At 43.1% G+C, this 15,924-nt stretch carries 12 protein-coding genes; 1 reads left to right on the top strand and 11 read right to left on the bottom strand.

Annotated features, from left to right (window positions below):
* Positions 1–136: 136 nt before the first annotated feature.
* The 8 genes from LCH52_12610 to LCH52_12645 form a co-directional block, all read right to left on the bottom strand.
* Entirely contained in the window at positions 137–826 is a 690-nt protein-coding gene (locus LCH52_12610) for a right-handed parallel beta-helix repeat-containing protein (protein ID MCA0389323.1), read from the bottom strand.
* A 99-nt stretch (positions 827–925) separates the two neighbouring features.
* A complete protein-coding gene (locus LCH52_12615) occupies positions 926–2,839 on the bottom strand; it encodes a hypothetical protein (GenBank protein MCA0389324.1) in 1,914 nt (637 codons plus the stop codon).
* A gap of 31 nt (positions 2,840–2,870) precedes the next feature.
* Positions 2,871–4,421, bottom strand: a complete 1,551-nt coding sequence (locus tag LCH52_12620) for a T9SS type A sorting domain-containing protein (protein ID MCA0389325.1) — start codon at positions 4,419–4,421, stop codon at positions 2,871–2,873.
* 479 nt (positions 4,422–4,900) lie between these two features.
* Complete coding sequence (locus LCH52_12625) at positions 4,901–5,737, bottom strand: glycosyltransferase subfamily GT2 protein (GenBank protein ID MCA0389326.1); 837 nt, start codon at positions 5,735–5,737, stop codon at positions 4,901–4,903.
* A complete protein-coding gene (locus LCH52_12630; protein ID MCA0389327.1) occupies positions 5,734–6,738 on the bottom strand; it encodes a glycosyltransferase in 1,005 nt (334 codons plus the stop codon). The genes LCH52_12625 and LCH52_12630 overlap by 4 nt, the downstream gene beginning before the upstream one ends.
* Positions 6,739–6,740: 2 nt before the next feature.
* Positions 6,741–8,216: an oligosaccharide flippase family protein gene (locus LCH52_12635; GenBank protein MCA0389328.1), complete on the bottom strand. Its 1,476-nt coding sequence runs from the start codon at positions 8,214–8,216 to the stop codon at positions 6,741–6,743.
* Entirely contained in the window at positions 8,213–9,667 is a 1,455-nt protein-coding gene (locus tag LCH52_12640; protein ID MCA0389329.1) for an O-antigen ligase family protein, read from the bottom strand. The genes LCH52_12635 and LCH52_12640 overlap by 4 nt, the downstream gene beginning before the upstream one ends.
* The gene (locus tag LCH52_12645) at positions 9,624–10,799 is read right to left on the bottom strand and encodes a hypothetical protein (GenBank protein MCA0389330.1); all 1,176 of its coding nucleotides are present in this window, start codon (positions 10,797–10,799) and stop codon (positions 9,624–9,626) included. The genes LCH52_12640 and LCH52_12645 overlap by 44 nt, the downstream gene beginning before the upstream one ends.
* Before the next feature lie 192 nt (positions 10,800–10,991).
* On the opposite strand from LCH52_12645, the gene LCH52_12650 reads away from it, so the two are divergent.
* Positions 10,992–12,458 (top strand): alpha-L-fucosidase, encoded by a 1,467-nt coding sequence (locus LCH52_12650; protein ID MCA0389331.1) that lies wholly within the window; start codon positions 10,992–10,994, stop codon positions 12,456–12,458.
* Here the strand turns inward: LCH52_12650 and LCH52_12655 are convergent.
* The 3 genes from LCH52_12655 to LCH52_12665 form a co-directional block, all read right to left on the bottom strand.
* Positions 12,455–13,609, bottom strand: a complete 1,155-nt coding sequence (locus tag LCH52_12655) for a DegT/DnrJ/EryC1/StrS family aminotransferase (GenBank protein MCA0389332.1) — start codon at positions 13,607–13,609, stop codon at positions 12,455–12,457. The genes LCH52_12650 and LCH52_12655 overlap by 4 nt on opposite strands.
* A gap of 94 nt (positions 13,610–13,703) precedes the next feature.
* On the bottom strand, positions 13,704–14,435 hold the full coding sequence (locus LCH52_12660; GenBank protein MCA0389333.1) for an SDR family oxidoreductase: 732 nt from the start codon (positions 14,433–14,435) through the stop codon (positions 13,704–13,706).
* Positions 14,432–15,766 carry an FAD-binding oxidoreductase gene (locus LCH52_12665; GenBank protein ID MCA0389334.1) on the bottom strand — a complete coding sequence of 445 codons (1,335 nt, stop codon included), beginning with the start codon at positions 15,764–15,766 and terminating at the stop codon, positions 14,432–14,434. Before LCH52_12665 ends, LCH52_12660 begins: the two co-directional genes overlap by 4 nt.
* Positions 15,767–15,924 lie beyond the last annotated feature (158 nt).

Consider the following 15,924-nt stretch of genomic DNA (forward strand, 5'->3'; position numbering starts at 1 on the left):
TGTTCCCATGTTCTATATTTGATTTTATCAACCATGGTTCAGAGTTTGTAAACGCGTTCACTCCATTGCCAATTCTTGAGGCATTTTGGAAAGTGTTATCATGAATTACCGGTCTTGAGCCAACCATTGTGATTCCTCACAACTGGCAGTTGGTTATCTGTGAGTTGCGGATAACCGTGTTGTCGGCTCCGTAGTTATAGCTGTAGTATAAACTTATCCCATAGTGGGTATTGTCAATGATCACCCCGTCGATCGTGTCACCCGGACTGATATGACTGTAAATACCACAACTCGCGTTCTTTATTACAGCATTTTTAATCTTCAGGGGCGTTCTGTAAGCATGGATACCGTTTCCCGCTCCCCAGTTCTTTGAGACAAAATCAAACTCTACCTTGTTGTTCTGTGTTCCTTTTACTTCGAGTTCACCATCTTCAACCAATAATCTTCCGGAATTCCGGAAGGTAAGCTTTGTACCGGCACTCACTGTTAGCTTTACTCCTTCCGGAACAATGAGGGTTGTGTCAACTTCGTAAATGCCCTCACTAATAAATTCATCAACCACAAGAGTCCCGCCATGAACAAATCGAGGTTCAAATTTTAACAGAGTTCCGTCCCCGGCATTTAGGTACAAGTCGAAGTTTGAGTTTTTTGTTGTATAATACTTTTGTCCCGTTTTTAGGTTTGTTACTATTATATTGGAACAATGGGAGGCTACAGTTGAATCGATTTTTAAGCGTATAAATCTGTTCGAAGTGTCAGTACCCTGCCAATTACATCTCCTGTTAACGACATAAATATACTTCGCATGTTGATTATATCCTGCCAAATTCGGGTCTTCATCAAAATAACCCGTTTCAACATACGCATCCGCATCTATGCTAATTGCAGAAAAATTTGCACTCGTGGAAGTAGAACATTTTTTTATTCAGGTTACACCACTCTGGTCATTACGGCTCCAACCATCCGCGCCAAGCCATCTGAGGCGCAACAGGGTTGGAGCTATTAGTGATGTTGAGGAAATAAAACTTTGGACAGCATCATACCGTTCATTGGGTACTTGAAGGTTCGCCGGATTTTGAACCCATGTATCAGGATCTGAAGGGTCAAATGCCTTATCTGCCTCTTCAAACAATCCGTACTGACTGAGTACTGTCTGACCTTCCAGTGGTAGACCAGCCCTGGTAGGAACCATATAATACATGAATCCTTTCGCTCCATAGGCAAGTGAAATATTTCCCATCACTTTGATTTCATCAGGGGTTGGGGGTCTTCTACGATGGGGTCCATCCTCGAGTGATAAATTACTCCCTGTATTCTTAACATATTGTTCGGCTGCCACACAGATGGTTGAAATTAAAGGGATATTAGCCTCTTTTGCTGCCAAAATGGCAGGCAATATCCCGACATATTTGTATTTGTCCGGATCGTGATGAGTACCCCATGTATCATCAACATTATTGTAATTAATGAACAGGTCCAATCTGGGTTGTAGTGAAGCAGTTAAGGTAGTTGTATTGCTAACAATAGGATACATATTATACAAAAGATATTTTTTATAGGTACCTTCTTCTTCTTCATAATTAGCATATTTCTTGTCAAAATCGAGTAAGTGTTTTGGCGTACCTCCAACTGCACTGTTAACCTCAAAATTTTGATTTGCTGATTGATAATGATCCTTAATAAATTTTTGGATCTCCCCTCTATACTGTGCAGAAAGTTGGAAGGGTTCGTCAAAATAGAAACTCTGGAAAAATGAATCTATTGATGCCGGTGGATATGTGGTGAGCAGTTGACTCTTACCGTTTGCCGCAGGTACTGTAAAATCAACATACAACTCCCCGTATGAAGTGTTGTAAACCATTATTTTGTCAATAAACAGATCTGCATTCCCACTCCAAATTATATTAAATTCAAATTCCTTATTTCCTGCAATTAATATGGGATTTGACTCAAACCAGGCATAATTTGTTAAGTGGTCATTGATTAGATCACCGGCAGTTACCTCCTGTGCAAACGAAGGCGGGATTGTTTCAGGTTCTATTTCAGGATTACGGTGATCTCTCCTCCCTTCAAAATTGTATCCCGGTCTGGGTTCCCCCTGAACACTGGTTGCGTTTATTGTGAACAGTGTAACAGAACTTGAGGGAGCCTGACCCCGTCGAAACAGTATCCGGATTTTTAATGAATCTTTAAGAGGAAACTGCGCCGTGGGAAGTTTTGCCCACATTATCGCACCACCCGGTGTGTGATACTGTGTGAGTGCTATTCGAGAATGGATGCCAAACAAAGTGTCGAATCCATTTATTCCTGTACTGTTGACGCCGATTGGTTGTCCAGATCCCAGTTCTAACACCCATTTACTCGTGGTGCTAGCTTGAGAAGCAGTCACCCCAAACCCAAAATTGTGTAGCTCACTGATTGTTGAAACACGGCTTTCTCCTCCTAATTCAATTACATATTTTAACTCTTGATGTCCAAGTGAATTCATACTTCTTGCGGGTAAAAAATATCGGGGTGGATTTAGACTTAAGTCATGTTTCCAAGCAAATCCCATATCGTGGATGTAAAAATTATCAAGTGTGTGTTGTAAGGTTGTACGATGATATTGACCGTCAGAAACAAGATTTGTCAACCCGAGATCACTGAGTTGATCAAAATACCAATTTTGCTCATCATGACTTTTCTTTATTTGTCCCGGGTCAACAGTCCAATTGGGATTGCTGAGATAATTGACTACAAAGTCAAAAAAAGCAATTTGTGGCATATAATCAATGCCCGGTCTTAATTGTGAAAATGTAAACCCGTTTACAAGTACCAATAAAAAAAGTAACTTTTTCATAGTTAATTCTCTTTTCTTGTTGTTTGTTCACCTATTTAATTATTTGTACCTTAACACTTTTAGTTAAAGTCTTTTCACCTGTTTTAAGGGTGAAGTGAAAAATATATATTCCACTTGCTGCGGCACTGTTTTGAATATTTAACTCTTTTGTGTGGGAACCTTTCTCTTCCTGTGTCGAATTGTTGTATATCCTCTGTCCGAGGATATCCAATATCTCTGAAGTCAGCATACCTGAATCAGGGAGTGAATAATGAATACCTACCTTCCCATTTGTTGGATTGGGTGAGATTGCAACTTCCATGTTTTTTCCTACGGAATACTTTTCTTGTTCTTCCTCCATAGAGGCAGGCGTCCTGGTTCCTTTATAGATGTAGAGAGCACCGGCAGGTATAGATTGGTGATTTGTGGCTGCATTTTCACCAACACAAATATCATCTATCCCATCTCCGTTAATATCACCAACTCTCCCGGCAAAATTTATATCCCTTAAAAAAACATTGGAAACATAAAGTTTTGCTATAAGTCCTGTTATTGTGTTTCCTCCAAGGTATAATGCATAACTGTCATAAGGTATAAATTTTAACAAGTCGCCATAGCCATCTCCGTTTATGTCCCCGGGTGATACTCCTCCTCCTGAAAGTCCACCAGCACTGATGCGGACATCTGTGATTATATCAGGAGGACGAGTCCCGAATGAAAGTCCATAGCCTCCTGTGCCCCCACCAAGGTTGAGATAAACTATTAACTCTCCATTTCCATTCCCATTCATATCATTTACTAAAAAGATGTTTTCTGGTTGAAATGTTGTGTCATTGGAGAACTGGTAATATTCATTGAAGGAAAAATCGCTGTTACCAAAATAGAATCGGCGGAGGTCAACTGTCGGATTTGTCCTGGAGAGCATTGGCGAAACATCTGTCTTCCCGTCTCCATCCAAATCTGCAAAGGAGATGTAATTATACCAAAACCGGTAATTGGAATAGGCTGAATCGGGTTGTAATACATGATACTCAAAAGGTTGAACCCCGGGAGAGGAAATTATAAAAAAGAACTTCCCCGTAGTTGAGAATGTTACCCATTCCTCCCATCCATCACCGTTAAAATCGATCGGCCAATCCCTCCCATAGAGATAAGGTTTGGAATTCTCCGGATGTAAAATCTCATAGTCAGGTACAGTATCCAGGTTTGGACCTCCAAGATATACCGAAAAACTGATTGGGTAGGTTAGATTGGTCCCCTGCCTGACGATTACGTCCCTGTAACCATCCCTGTTTAAGTCACAGGCTGTGATGTTAAGAGGATTAATTGTACGAAAATAAAATGCAGGCGTATCAGAGACAGGGTTACCACCATAATAAAAATACGCTTTCCCTTCAGAACCGGGTGCGGTTGTGTCCATCTTGGTAATAATGAAGTCATCACATCCATCATCATTCTGGTCTCCCATATAGATGACGGATTCTTGCCAGTAAAGACCGGTAGTCCTGAAAATTAGGGTGTCGAAGTACTGGGCCTCCGCAGTGAAACTCAATAACGAAATTAAACAGGGCAGCAGCATCAATGTTTTTAGGTATTTACTCATACAGTCTTCCAAAAAGATTAAGTATCTAAATAATGGTTCAAAGGCATCTTAATTGCTTAAAATGTCAAAGTGCATTAGAATTGGTTTTGTAAAGGTTTCCCGGAGAAGAACCGCCGTGGTGGTTCTCTACAGGGTGTGGAAGGTACATTACGATAGAATATTTGCTCTAAAAGGGCCCGAAGAAAATCCTTGAACATCCTGCCGGATAACTTGTAATAACCGGACAATTTTTGTCCCGGTTATTTTATTTCCTGCTTTTACATCGCTCTCCCGTGTTTAATTATATCCTGGGATTAAATTAAAAATTTTTGTAATTAATGTCAAGATATACAAAAAAATATTTTAAAAAAATTGGACTATGGGATAAAATAGTGGCAAAGATGAAAAAGGCTAATTTTAGGATCGATGAAAATAAAGTCCGGGAAGTAACATCAAACTTTTTGGCTGACCTGAGTATCAGTAATTTTTAAGGTGAACCTTCAACCGGAGGTGGAAATTTTTATCTCAGGGAGGGTTTTACCACTGCAATATTTGGCAAAAATGTTCTTTAGTTTCTCTTCCACTTCCTCGGGAGTGGAATCGGGTGTTTTGTAGGGGATGTACCCGTGTTTCAGCCGGTAGTAGCGGGAAAATATTCTAAACCAAAACATAAAAGAGAAATTATTTTTTCTGATGGAGCTTTTGGAGAGGTCCTGGTCCTGATCGCCGATCAGCAGGTCGCTGCCGTAAATATCCGCAAACCACCAAAAAGGGGTGTGGGCGGAGAGTTTGGTTATTCTTGTGGTGAGATCGACATGCTCCCAAGCGTTGTAATACCACTCGTCGATCAATCCGGTTTTTTCGAGAATTTCCCTTGTGAAGTAGGAAAAAGCTCCGGGGATGTGTTCATTTAAAATAACGAGAGGTTCCCCGTCATAGGTTGCCACACCTCTTGTCTTTGGTGAACCGTCCTCATTTTTGTTGAGGGGACCGTGATAAGCGTAGTTGAAGTGCTGAATACCCGTTTTTTTGGAAACGGAAATATATTTTTCGAAAACGGAGGGGTCTTTTATCACGATATCATCTTCGAGTATAAATATGTGTTTGCATCCCTTTTCCAGCAGGTATCTCATTGCATCGTTTTTAGATTTGCCAACACCCTTGTTTTTTTTGTGCTGAATTATTTCAGCTTTTCTTCCGCTGTATGCTTCGGCAGGATATGATGCTCCATCATTCACGACCACAAGCTCATCACAAGCGGGGATGGATACAAACAAATTCCGGAAAAACTCCTGCCGCTGGTAAGTAACGATGCCGACGCCAATCTTTTCGCTCATATTACCCCCTTCGCAATGAGATATTTCTCATAATTTTGGATATAGACCGCTTTTGGGAAATTTTTGAATCGGGATATAATTTTTTTCACAGTCTTGTAATCACCTTCTCTTTCGGCTGACACTGCAATTATCCAGTAGATGGTCTCGTAATTGATAACCGGGTCTGCTGATATTTTCCAGATCAGGGCTGAAATTCTCACAGGGAGAGAACGAAAAAGCCGCATTAAATTTGTCACACCGGAATCTGAGTCGATAACACTATTATCAAGGAAGTGATTAATCAGCTCCAGCTTTATCTTAAATGCTTCGTGTATGGTTTTGTCAAGATTCTGGTATTCTTTGTTTTCATCCGCTGGTGATCTGAAATAGACACCGAGATTGGCATTAATCTTTCTGATTTCGTACACTTTGCTTACATCAGCCACAAACTTGTAGTCGCCTGTTACTTCAAAAGAGCCATCAAAATGAATTTTATGGAAGGTGTGAACTTCCCGCCGCCAGAGTGACTGGGGTCCGCACATGTAGCCGTTTAACAACCTGAGTGGGGAATACATGTCGGTGATGTGGATTGTTCTTTCATTCCGGGATGCCTCATCGAACGATTCATTTTCAACGGGGGAGACAAAATAGTCACCGTAGACAAGACCTGTTTTTTCATCCTTTTCGATTTCGGCGACAAGTTTTTCGAGAGCATACGGAGCCAGGCGGTCGTCAACATTTGCATTGGTTATGTACCTGCCTGACGACAGCCCGATACCCCTGTTCCACGATGTGTACATCGATTCGGTTTCCGGAGTTCTGAGATATTTAATATTGTCGTTCCCGGGGAGATATTCATCGATAATCTTTTTTTCATTTTGGGGAGAGTTGCTGTCGACAATTATAATCTCAACTTCCTTCCCGAGGGTCTGGGTGAGAAGGTCTTCGATTCTGCCTCTGATAAATTTTTCACCTTTGAAAAGTGATATTACAGCGGATACTGTGTATTTATGTTTTGCCAAAATTAACCTTGTTTTGCCGGTTTTAACAGGTTTGATAAAATTTCAATGAGACTTTTAAGGTTTGAACCGAAAAGTATCAGCCACGCAGCAGTCAGCCCGATAGCAATGAAAAATGGATTTAACTCCAGATTGTAAAGAGCCATGAAAGCAGCACATATTATCCCGAACTGGGCAATCAGTTTAATTCCTCCCGCATCCAGAAGATATCGGAGTCGGGAGTAATCGACCGTATGCTTTATCCACGAAAGCATGAAGAAATTTCCAAGAATTATGGTAAGTGCATATCCGGCGATTCCTGTGTAGGAGCCCGTTATTTTAATTCCAAAATAGAGGAAAACTGCAACTCCAATCAGGTTAATCAACTGGATAAGTGCAAGGAATTTCGCTTTCCCCGTTCCCATCAACATTGAATAATAAGAATATCCAAAGAGATTTACCGACTCAACAAGTGTGAGTAGAAGGAAAATGTTGTATGAGAGGGGTGAAGAATAGAAATAGATAAAAATGGCAGCAAAAAGGGGAGAAGCCGCCATGAAGACGAGACCGCCGTACAGAATTCCTTTTTTGGAGAGGGAAAGAACTTCGTTGAGGAGGAACCCCTTTTCCTCTTCTTTTTCGATTCTCGCCGCTTTTGGGTAGATGGTTCTGAAAGCTGCAAAGAAAAGTCCCGATGATGCCTGCGAGAACCGTTTCGCTATGTCATAATATCCTACAAAAGAGACATTCAGTCCGCTGCCAATAATATATTTCAGGACGGGATCGACTGCAGTTCCCAAAATTGTAGCACCCTGAACTCCAATACTGAAACTGAAAAGCCCTTTGAAAATGTCGAAACTGAAGTTTGTCGGTTTGAATCCGGGGAGCATCTTTGATGTTCTGCTGAAAGTTGCTAGAAGTAAGAGCTGAACTGTAGCTGCTGCCAGCATCAGGGCTGCAAGTCCCGCAATATCCAGAGCAAAAAGCCACGAAAAAAATGCAGCCAAAAGAGTAAGCAGGCTGTAGCTTATGGCTATTTTGCTGTAGAATATGAATTTCCCCAGCCCTTCATAAACAGATCTGAAAAAGGTGGAGATATAGTTGACATAGAAAAAGATACCAAGCAGCAGGTTGGTATTTGTCGCAGAAAGTTTAATGGAGCCGTTGATGAGAGAAGGATTTTCTATATAGTAGTAGTTACCGATCAGAAACCCGATTGAGAGAATTACAAATCCAAAGAGGAAAAAGAAAACGAAACCTGTTGAGGTTACTTTCCCCAACACAGTGGGGTTGTCACGCTCCTTCGAAACGGCTCTGATGAGTGCGAGCCCGAAACCGAGATCGACCACATTACTCAGCCCCCAGATGGAGGAGATAAGTACCCAGACCCCGAAAATATCGCTTCCGAAGTTCATCAGATTGAACTTCAATGAAACGAGTGAAGCAATCATTGTTAAAATATAGTGAGCAGCCAGCCAGAGATTGTCCCGTTTTTCGCTCATGGGAGAGAGGTTCCCTCATCCCTGCTTATAATATTGTTTATTGCCGCGATAACACCAAGAACCGTCCCCCACATCACAATCCCTCTTCCCCAAAACCAGGCATCGGTAAACATCAGGGAGGTGATTATGTATATTAAAACCCAAAATGCAATGAATGCGTGCAGAAAGAGGGGGGTATTCTCAGCTTTCAAATAGACTTTTCTCGATTTTCGGAAGAGAACGGTGAGGAAAATCAGCAGACCTGTGAAGCCAAAAATGCCGGCTTCCACAAGTATTGAATAAAATCCCTGATGCAGTGTAAGTCCCGAGACAAATTTTTTGTAGATGTTGTCAGGAAGTTCATTGTAGAACTGTGATGAATAGGCGAAGGAGTAGATGCCCATGCCAAAAACCGGATTGCTGACAAATCCGTTGTATCCGGTACTCCAGATAAAGTAACGGGTTACGAGTGAATTGTTGACATCTGCAATTTCGAGACTTTCGGCGGAGAGTTTTTGTTTCTCTTCGATTCTGAAAAATTTTGTACCATAGAAACTGATCAGCAGTCCACCAGAAAGGACGACAAAAAGAAGAGAAACGGTGCCGTAACGGATGATCTTTTTTCTGTCAACCTGCAGAAATTTCGCCTTCACCGCAACATGTATGAAAGAAATCAACATGACAAACGCAACATTTATCCAGACATTTCTGGTTTTGTTGAATATCATTGCAACCACTAAAAGTGCGAAAAGCATGCCATATCCTGCTTTTGATTTTCCTTTTGCATGCAGAAGAAGGATAAAAACGATGAGTATCGCAATCCCGAGGATATCGACGAACATAATGCCTGCAAAACCGAAGGCTCTTCTTCCGGTGGTAATTCCCTGAAAAATGGCAAAAAGTGCATTGACTGAAACAAATGCCAGGAATGCCTTAGTAAGAAAGTTGATGTGTCCTTCATCTCTGAGTGCAACAGCAAGAAGTGTAAACAGGAGGATGAAGCCGGGCCACATAAACATGTTTACTCCGGCGTTTGTCTTTGCGAGACTGTTGAAAAACGACGGAATAAGGAAGAGGACAAAAAAGATTGTGACAGTAAGGAAGGGCGTCTTCAGTTCGGAAAACCGGAAACCTTTATTGACTGCAGCAAACACCATCACGAGATACGGAATTATCACGAATGAGAGACTGATCAGGAGGTAAGGGAAAATATCCATGAAAAGCGATGCTATAAAAATCACGAGTGCGAATCTGAAATTCAGGAACCCCAGAAGCAGAAACGGCAGACCGAGAAGAATGACCTGAGTGGTTCTTTTTTCACCCATGTTACCGAGTACGAAGGTAACCGGTATGATCACCAGCAGAGCGAGACCGACGAGAAAGAAGTTGGTCTTAAAGTCGCTCGCCAACCCCGGATAAGTGTCGTCTTTAATCTTCTTTTCTCCTGATCGAGAAGAGATTGCGGAGGACAAATCTAACTTTAGGGTCGCTTACATTTCCGGAGACTTCTTTCATCACGAGAGCAAAAGCCACCATTCCGGTAGCGAAAAGGGAGATAAAAATTGCGTAAATCATCCTCGGAGGGTACACTTTTTTATCTGAAGGCACGGCTTTGTCGATGGAGAGGATGACGGGAATCTCCTTTTGCTCATCAAATTTTGCCTGTTCATAAACAGGGAGGAGGAACTCCAGCATCTCGGTATTTATTTTGACATCCCTGTAAAGACGGAAGTATTCAATCGCTTTTGAGGGGAGGGAACCCATCGGAATAAGGACAGATTTCCCGTTTTTCCCGTTTTTAATGTCATTCACTTTTTTCTCGAGAGCAGCGAGGGCATCCTTAAGATTTGTAACGGAAGGGGTGTTTTCCCCGAGCATTTTTGCGGCTGTTTCATACTCAACCTGTTTTCTGGCGAGTTCCATTTCGAGATCGGCAAAGGCGGAGACACTCGCCTTCACCTGCTGTTCTGCCTCAAAAACGCCATTTTTTTTCTGATATGACTCAAGTTTGTCCTCCGCAGTCCTGAGATCTGTCACCACTTCATTATATCTTTTTTCGAGGAAAATCCTGTTGTCTTTTGTCTTGCGGGTGTTTATTTCGAGCACTTTTTTGTTCAGGATATCCACAATATAATTCGCAATGTCGGCAGCCTTTTTGGGGTCTTTGTTCCTTACGGCAACCGAGACGGAGAGGTCGTCGTTGTTGATTACCGAAATGTCCTCAATCGCCCTTTTGAGTACATCGGCAAAATATTTCTGGTTGTATTCCTTGCGGAGATCGAATTTATCGATTACTTCGGTGAGGGTCGATCTGCTGTAAACGATTGTAAGGTAAAAGTCGAGATTTGAGCTGGAGCCGCCGAGATTCGAAAGACCACCGACAGGCAAGCCCGAAATGTTTTTCAGCAGGGAAGACATTCCTCCCGATTTCCCTGATTCGTAAGGAACGACCACAGCGGTGGATTCAAATTTTTCATCTATAAAATAATAGACTGACAGGTATCCCAGTGCTGCTGTCAGAACAGCAACAAAAAAGAGGAGGAATTTTTTCCTGACAAGTACAACCAGGATATCAAGCATTTCAATTTTTCGCTCTTCAGTCATTTTATTTTCAGTTGTTTTCAAATTTAGGTCTTGGATAAAAAGAAATTTAAATCAAACTGCAATATAATTATTTTGTGAGCTAAAAATTGAGAGAGGAGTTTTGGCACTGTCTGCTTCTGAAAGTTTTTCGCTTTTTTAAGGAGTACATTATTTATATATTTCCTTCATTCAATTTATAAATTAGAACAATCGATGTTATCCGGATTTAAAACCAGAACCTCAAAATTTTTACTGCTTTCCCTGCTGTCACTGCTTTTTATATCGTGTAATAATTCGGCTGTCGGACCGGTCACCGAAGAGATTCCGAACAGGAATGATACCGTTTCCTCTCCGGGTATCGAGAATGTATATCCCGTCCCTTCCGAAGCGCAGCTTGAGTGGCAGGATGCCGAACTTGTCATGTTCATTCATTACGGCATGAACACTTTTACGGGCAAGGACATTGGCGAGGGGGATGAAAGCCCTGCCCTCTTTAATCCCTCAAAAGTTGATGTGAAACAGTGGGTTTCTGTAGCCAAGGCAGCCGGATTCAAGTACCTTATTCTGACAGCCAAGCATCACGATGGATTTTGCCTTTGGCAGACTGAGCAAACAAGCCACTCAATAAAAAACAGTCCTTATAAAGGTGGACAGGGAGATGTGGTAAAAGAGTTTGCGGATGAATGTGCAGCCCAGGGAATGAAGTTTGGATATTATCTTTCGATGTGGGACAGGAATTCAAAAGTTTACGGCACTCCCGCCTACAACGAATATTACCGCGCACAAACCCGTGAGCTGTGTACCGGTTACGGTGATGTGGGTGAAATCTGGGTGGACGGATATCTTGGAAGGAATCCGTTGATCGATCATCCCAAATTTGACTGGTTGAGTTTTGCCGAGCTCTCAAAGGCACTTCAGCCAAAATCGTTGATGGCAATTATGGGTCCCGATATCCGCTGGGTTGGGAATGAGGACGGACTCGGCTCCGAGACCGACTGGTCGTTTACCTGGTCACATCCAGCACACCACGGCATTTCGAATGTAAGTGTCTGGTGGCCCACGGAATGTGATGTTTCGATCAGACCGGCGTGGTTTTATCATGATTATCAGGATAATGAAGTGAAAACACCTCAGTACCTCGCCGATTTATACCTGAAATCAGTCGGAAGGAACAGCCAGCTTCTTTTGAATGTTCCGCCGACACCGGCAGGAGTTTTTCATGACAATGATGTAAACAGTCTTCTCGGTTTCAGAAGGATAGTCGATGACATATTCCGAACCAACCTTCTTCGGGGCGGAACTGCGACAGCAAGCAATTCGAGAATTGATGATACACTTTTCTCGCCGGCAATGGCGATTGACGGAAGCAGGTCGACTTTTTGGGTGACTGAGCGGGGAATTGTAAAAGCCGATCTTACAGTGGATTTGGGGGTTTCGAAGCGAATCAACTATTTCAGGATAGAGGAAGCCATAAGATACGGACAAAGGGTAAAGGGATTCGAAATAGAGGGCTTCGTGAACGGCTCCTGGATTTTCCTCGCTGACGGGACAACCATTGGAAGGTCCAGAATACTGAAACTTGACACGCCGGCGGAAGTAACCAAAGTAAGACTAAAAATAAAGGACGCACGGGGAGCCCCCGCTATCCGCCTTTTTGGTGCCTACTACTACGAAAATTAGCTTTGTTTTAGAATATCCTCGAGTGCCTCGACAACATCATCTACATCCTGATCTGTCAGTTTGGCAGAGAAGGGGATGGAGAGGGTTCTTGCCGAGATGAAGTCAGAATTCGGGAAATCGCCTATTTTATAGCCGAATTCCTGCTGATAAAATGGATGCCAGTTGAGACCGAGGTAGTGTACACCCGTACCGATTTTCCTTTTGTGCATTTCGAAGATGAGCTGGTCACGGGTAACCGTGGTTTTAGTGTCATCCACCATTATAATGTAGAGGTGGAGCCCGTGCCGGGATTCAGGGTCAGCCGGAGCAGGAAGAATCAGAGGGAGATGTTTCAATCTTTCATTGTAAGTGTTCCAAATCTCCTCTCTCCGCTGATGGAGTCTTTCCACTTTCCGAAGCTGGTGAATTCCGAGGGAAGCCTGAATGTCTGTCATGTTATACTTGAAACCGGGGAATACCACCTGATAATGTTTGTAGCCGTCATCCGAGAACCGTTTCCACGCATCCTTGCTCATGCCGTGGAGAGCATAAATTTTTAATCTGTTTGCAATTGCCTCGTTGTTTGTAACGATCATTCCCCCTTCACCCGTTGTCAGATTCTTTGTTACATAGAAACTGTAGCTGGAAATGTCGTCGAAGCAGCCTATCTTTTTCCCTTTGAATTCTGTTTCAATCGCATGTGCGGTATCGTTGATGATGTGGATACCATATTCGTGGGCAATTTCATAGAGTTTATCCATGTCCACGGCTCTTCCCGCGAAATGAACGGGGATAATTGCCTTGGTACGGGAGGTTATCTTGCGTCTTACATCGTCGAAATCGAGAGTCATCGTATCGCGGTCAACATCAGCGAAAACGGGTTTGGCACCTGAATGGATAACTGCATTGGCGGTAGCTGCGAAGGTAAGGGCGGGTACTATTACCTCATCACCCTCTTTAATTCCGAGAGCCACAACGCTAAGGTGGAGCCCTGCGGTACAGCTTGCAACTGCTATTGCATATTTTGCTCCGACATATTCTTTGAATTCCTCTTCAAACTGTGCAACTTTTGGACCCGTTCCAATCCAACCCGACTTTAATGTATTTACTACTTCGTCAATTTCTTCCTGTTCGATAACGGGACTGCCAAATACAAGATAGTTTTCTCTCATTTTCTCTATGCTTTAAAAATTTCGAATAAATTGAAACAACAAGTTAAGGAATTTTACCGTTTGAATTTGCACCATAAGAGGGGTGTAACACAAATCACAGGTCGAGTTTTTGGAAAATTCTTTCGGGAATCGATCTGACGACGAACATTATTAATCGCCAGTAGCCGGGTGTGTAAATCACCGGTTTTCCTGCTTTCCAGCCGTTGTAGATCAGTTTTCCCACCTGTTCTGGTTGTGCGGTAAGGGGTTTCGGAGTTTCCAGTCCCTCGATCATTTTGGTGTTTACAAAGCCCGGTTGAACGGACATAACGAAAACACCTTTTTTGTGGAGTCGTTGCCGGAGACCCGAAAGATATGCAGTAAAACCTGCTTTTGCGGCACCGTAGATGTAGTTTTTCATTCTTCCGCGGTCACCTGCCACACTTGAGATACCGATAATCGAGCCTTTTTTTTCAGTCTCGAAGTGGTTCGCTGCGATGTTCAGGATGCTTACAAGACCCGTAAGATTTGTATCAAGTGTCCTTTGGGCGGCTGTAAAATCATTTTGGGCTTCCGCCTGATCACCAAGAAGTCCCGCTGCGGTTATAATGACGGAGGGCTTGGGGTCAAGCCCCGCAAAAAAAGAGCTGTGGGAGTCGTAGTCGAGTACATCAAAATGGAGGGCTTTTGATTCTATGTTGTGCCTGATGGCGAGATCGGAAGCCGTTTTCTTTAGGTCGTCCATGTTTCGCCCGGCGAGAAAAAGCCCGTAGCCGGCTTTTGCAAATTCAGCAGCGGTAGCTTTTGCTATTCCGCTTCCGGCGCCAATGATTAGAACAAATTTCATGTCAACTCCAGCCTTTTTGATTGTGTTGATGCAAAGATATTTTGCGGGTCATATTTTCGTTTTATTTCGAGAAAGTCGTTCAGATGAGGGTAACCCTTTTTAAAAACATCTGCTTTCAGGCGTGAATCTTTTGTGAAGTAGAATCTGCCGTCATATTTGAGGACAATTTCATCAAGTTTTGAGAGGAATTTCATCAATCCGGGCATTATGGGGAAATCCAGGGCAAGAGTGTAACCCTCCATCGGGAAGGAGATCAGGGAGTCCTGCCTTCCGAAAAGTTTAAGTACCGCGAGGAACGAACCTCTCCCTTCTTTGGCGATGGTCTGCAACACTTCTGTCATGCCTTCAAAACTTTTATTCAACGGAAGTACGAACTGATACTGCAGGAAGCCCTTTTTGCCGTAGATGCGGTTCCAGTTGTTAACCGAGTCAAGGGGATAGAAGAACGGATCAAGGTGGACGATGCCGTTTCCTTTCAGTTTGTTCATTTCGTAATACAGTCCGTTGAACATTTTAACCGTCAGAGAGTTGAGAGAACCCGAGGGGAAATCGAACGGGACCCCGAGCTTCCCTTTTCCGTGATACCAAAGGGGGGTGTTTTTGAAAACCGTCTCTTCAATGGTGGATAAAGGTGCATGCTCACCGAGGTAGAGGATCGATTTCCCCAGATTTTTCCCTTTTGCAAGGCAGTCGATCCATGCCACCGAATAAGTGAATTTCTTCGAATCGTTAAAAAGCTGCATCACCCTTTCGAGATTCTCAGCGGGAAGTGTCTCCTGCGAGATGAAGGAAGTTTCGATTTTCTTCAGGGCAAATTCCACTTCGAGTATCAGACCCGTAAGCCCCATTCCACCGATTGTAGCAAAAAAGAGATCCTCGTTTTGGGAGGGGGAGCAAAGGAGCACTTCACCCGAAGCGACCATTATCTTCATCTCCCGTACCCGGTCGCCAAAAGAACCCTCTTTGTGGTGATTCTTACCGTGGACATCGGAGGCAATTGCTCCGCCGACCGTGATATATTTTGTCCCGGGAGTGACCGGCAAAAACCACCCTTTTGGTATAAAAACCTCAAGAATGTCAGCGAACGAGACTCCGGCTTCACACCGCAGAACACCCGAAGACTCATCAAAAGATATAAAACGGTTGTAATCGACGGTCGAAATGATGTTTTCACCGAGAGAGCTGTCGCCGTAAGACCTGCCAAGCCCGCGGGCTATAACGGGATTAAGAATTTTCATCTTTTGCCGGGCACGAATCTCGTCTCTCAGGTCATAAATTTCAGCTTCAACCGAGGGGAATCTCCCCCAGTTGGATATTTTTTGCTTTTTCATTTTACAATTGAACCGGTTGAAATAATCTCTTTTTGAACAATTCCAAATATAACTATTTTTGGGGGGATGATGGAGGGGGGAGGTGTGGGGGAGGGCGATGATCGATAATACGACAAATGAACTCAGTCAATTCGATTTCGATCCCAATTATGTTTTTA

The sequence above is a fragment of the Bacteroidota bacterium genome (assembly GCA_020161395.1).
GTDB lineage: Bacteria > Bacteroidota > Ignavibacteria > Ignavibacteriales > Ignavibacteriaceae > UTCHB3.

Excerpts from the sequence above, each read along its gene's own strand:
- LCH52_12650 (MCA0389331.1), top strand. The coding sequence starts at position 10,992 with ATGTTATCCGGATTTAAAACCAGAACCTCAAAATTTTTACTGCTTTCC.
- LCH52_12625 (MCA0389326.1), bottom strand. The coding sequence starts at position 5,737 with ATGAGCGAAAAGATTGGCGTCGGCATCGTTACTTACCAGCGGCAGGAG.
- LCH52_12620 (MCA0389325.1), bottom strand. The coding sequence starts at position 4,421 with ATGAGTAAATACCTAAAAACATTGATGCTGCTGCCCTGTTTAATTTCG.
- LCH52_12635 (MCA0389328.1), bottom strand. The coding sequence starts at position 8,216 with ATGAGCGAAAAACGGGACAATCTCTGGCTGGCTGCTCACTATATTTTA.
- LCH52_12655 (MCA0389332.1), bottom strand. The coding sequence starts at position 13,609 with ATGAGAGAAAACTATCTTGTATTTGGCAGTCCCGTTATCGAACAGGAA.
- LCH52_12645 (MCA0389330.1), bottom strand. The coding sequence starts at position 10,799 with ATGACTGAAGAGCGAAAAATTGAAATGCTTGATATCCTGGTTGTACTT.
- LCH52_12660 (MCA0389333.1), bottom strand. The coding sequence starts at position 14,435 with ATGAAATTTGTTCTAATCATTGGCGCCGGAAGCGGAATAGCAAAAGCT.
- LCH52_12615 (MCA0389324.1), bottom strand. The coding sequence starts at position 2,839 with ATGAAAAAGTTACTTTTTTTATTGGTACTTGTAAACGGGTTTACATTT.
- LCH52_12665 (MCA0389334.1), bottom strand. The coding sequence starts at position 15,766 with ATGAAAAAGCAAAAAATATCCAACTGGGGGAGATTCCCCTCGGTTGAA.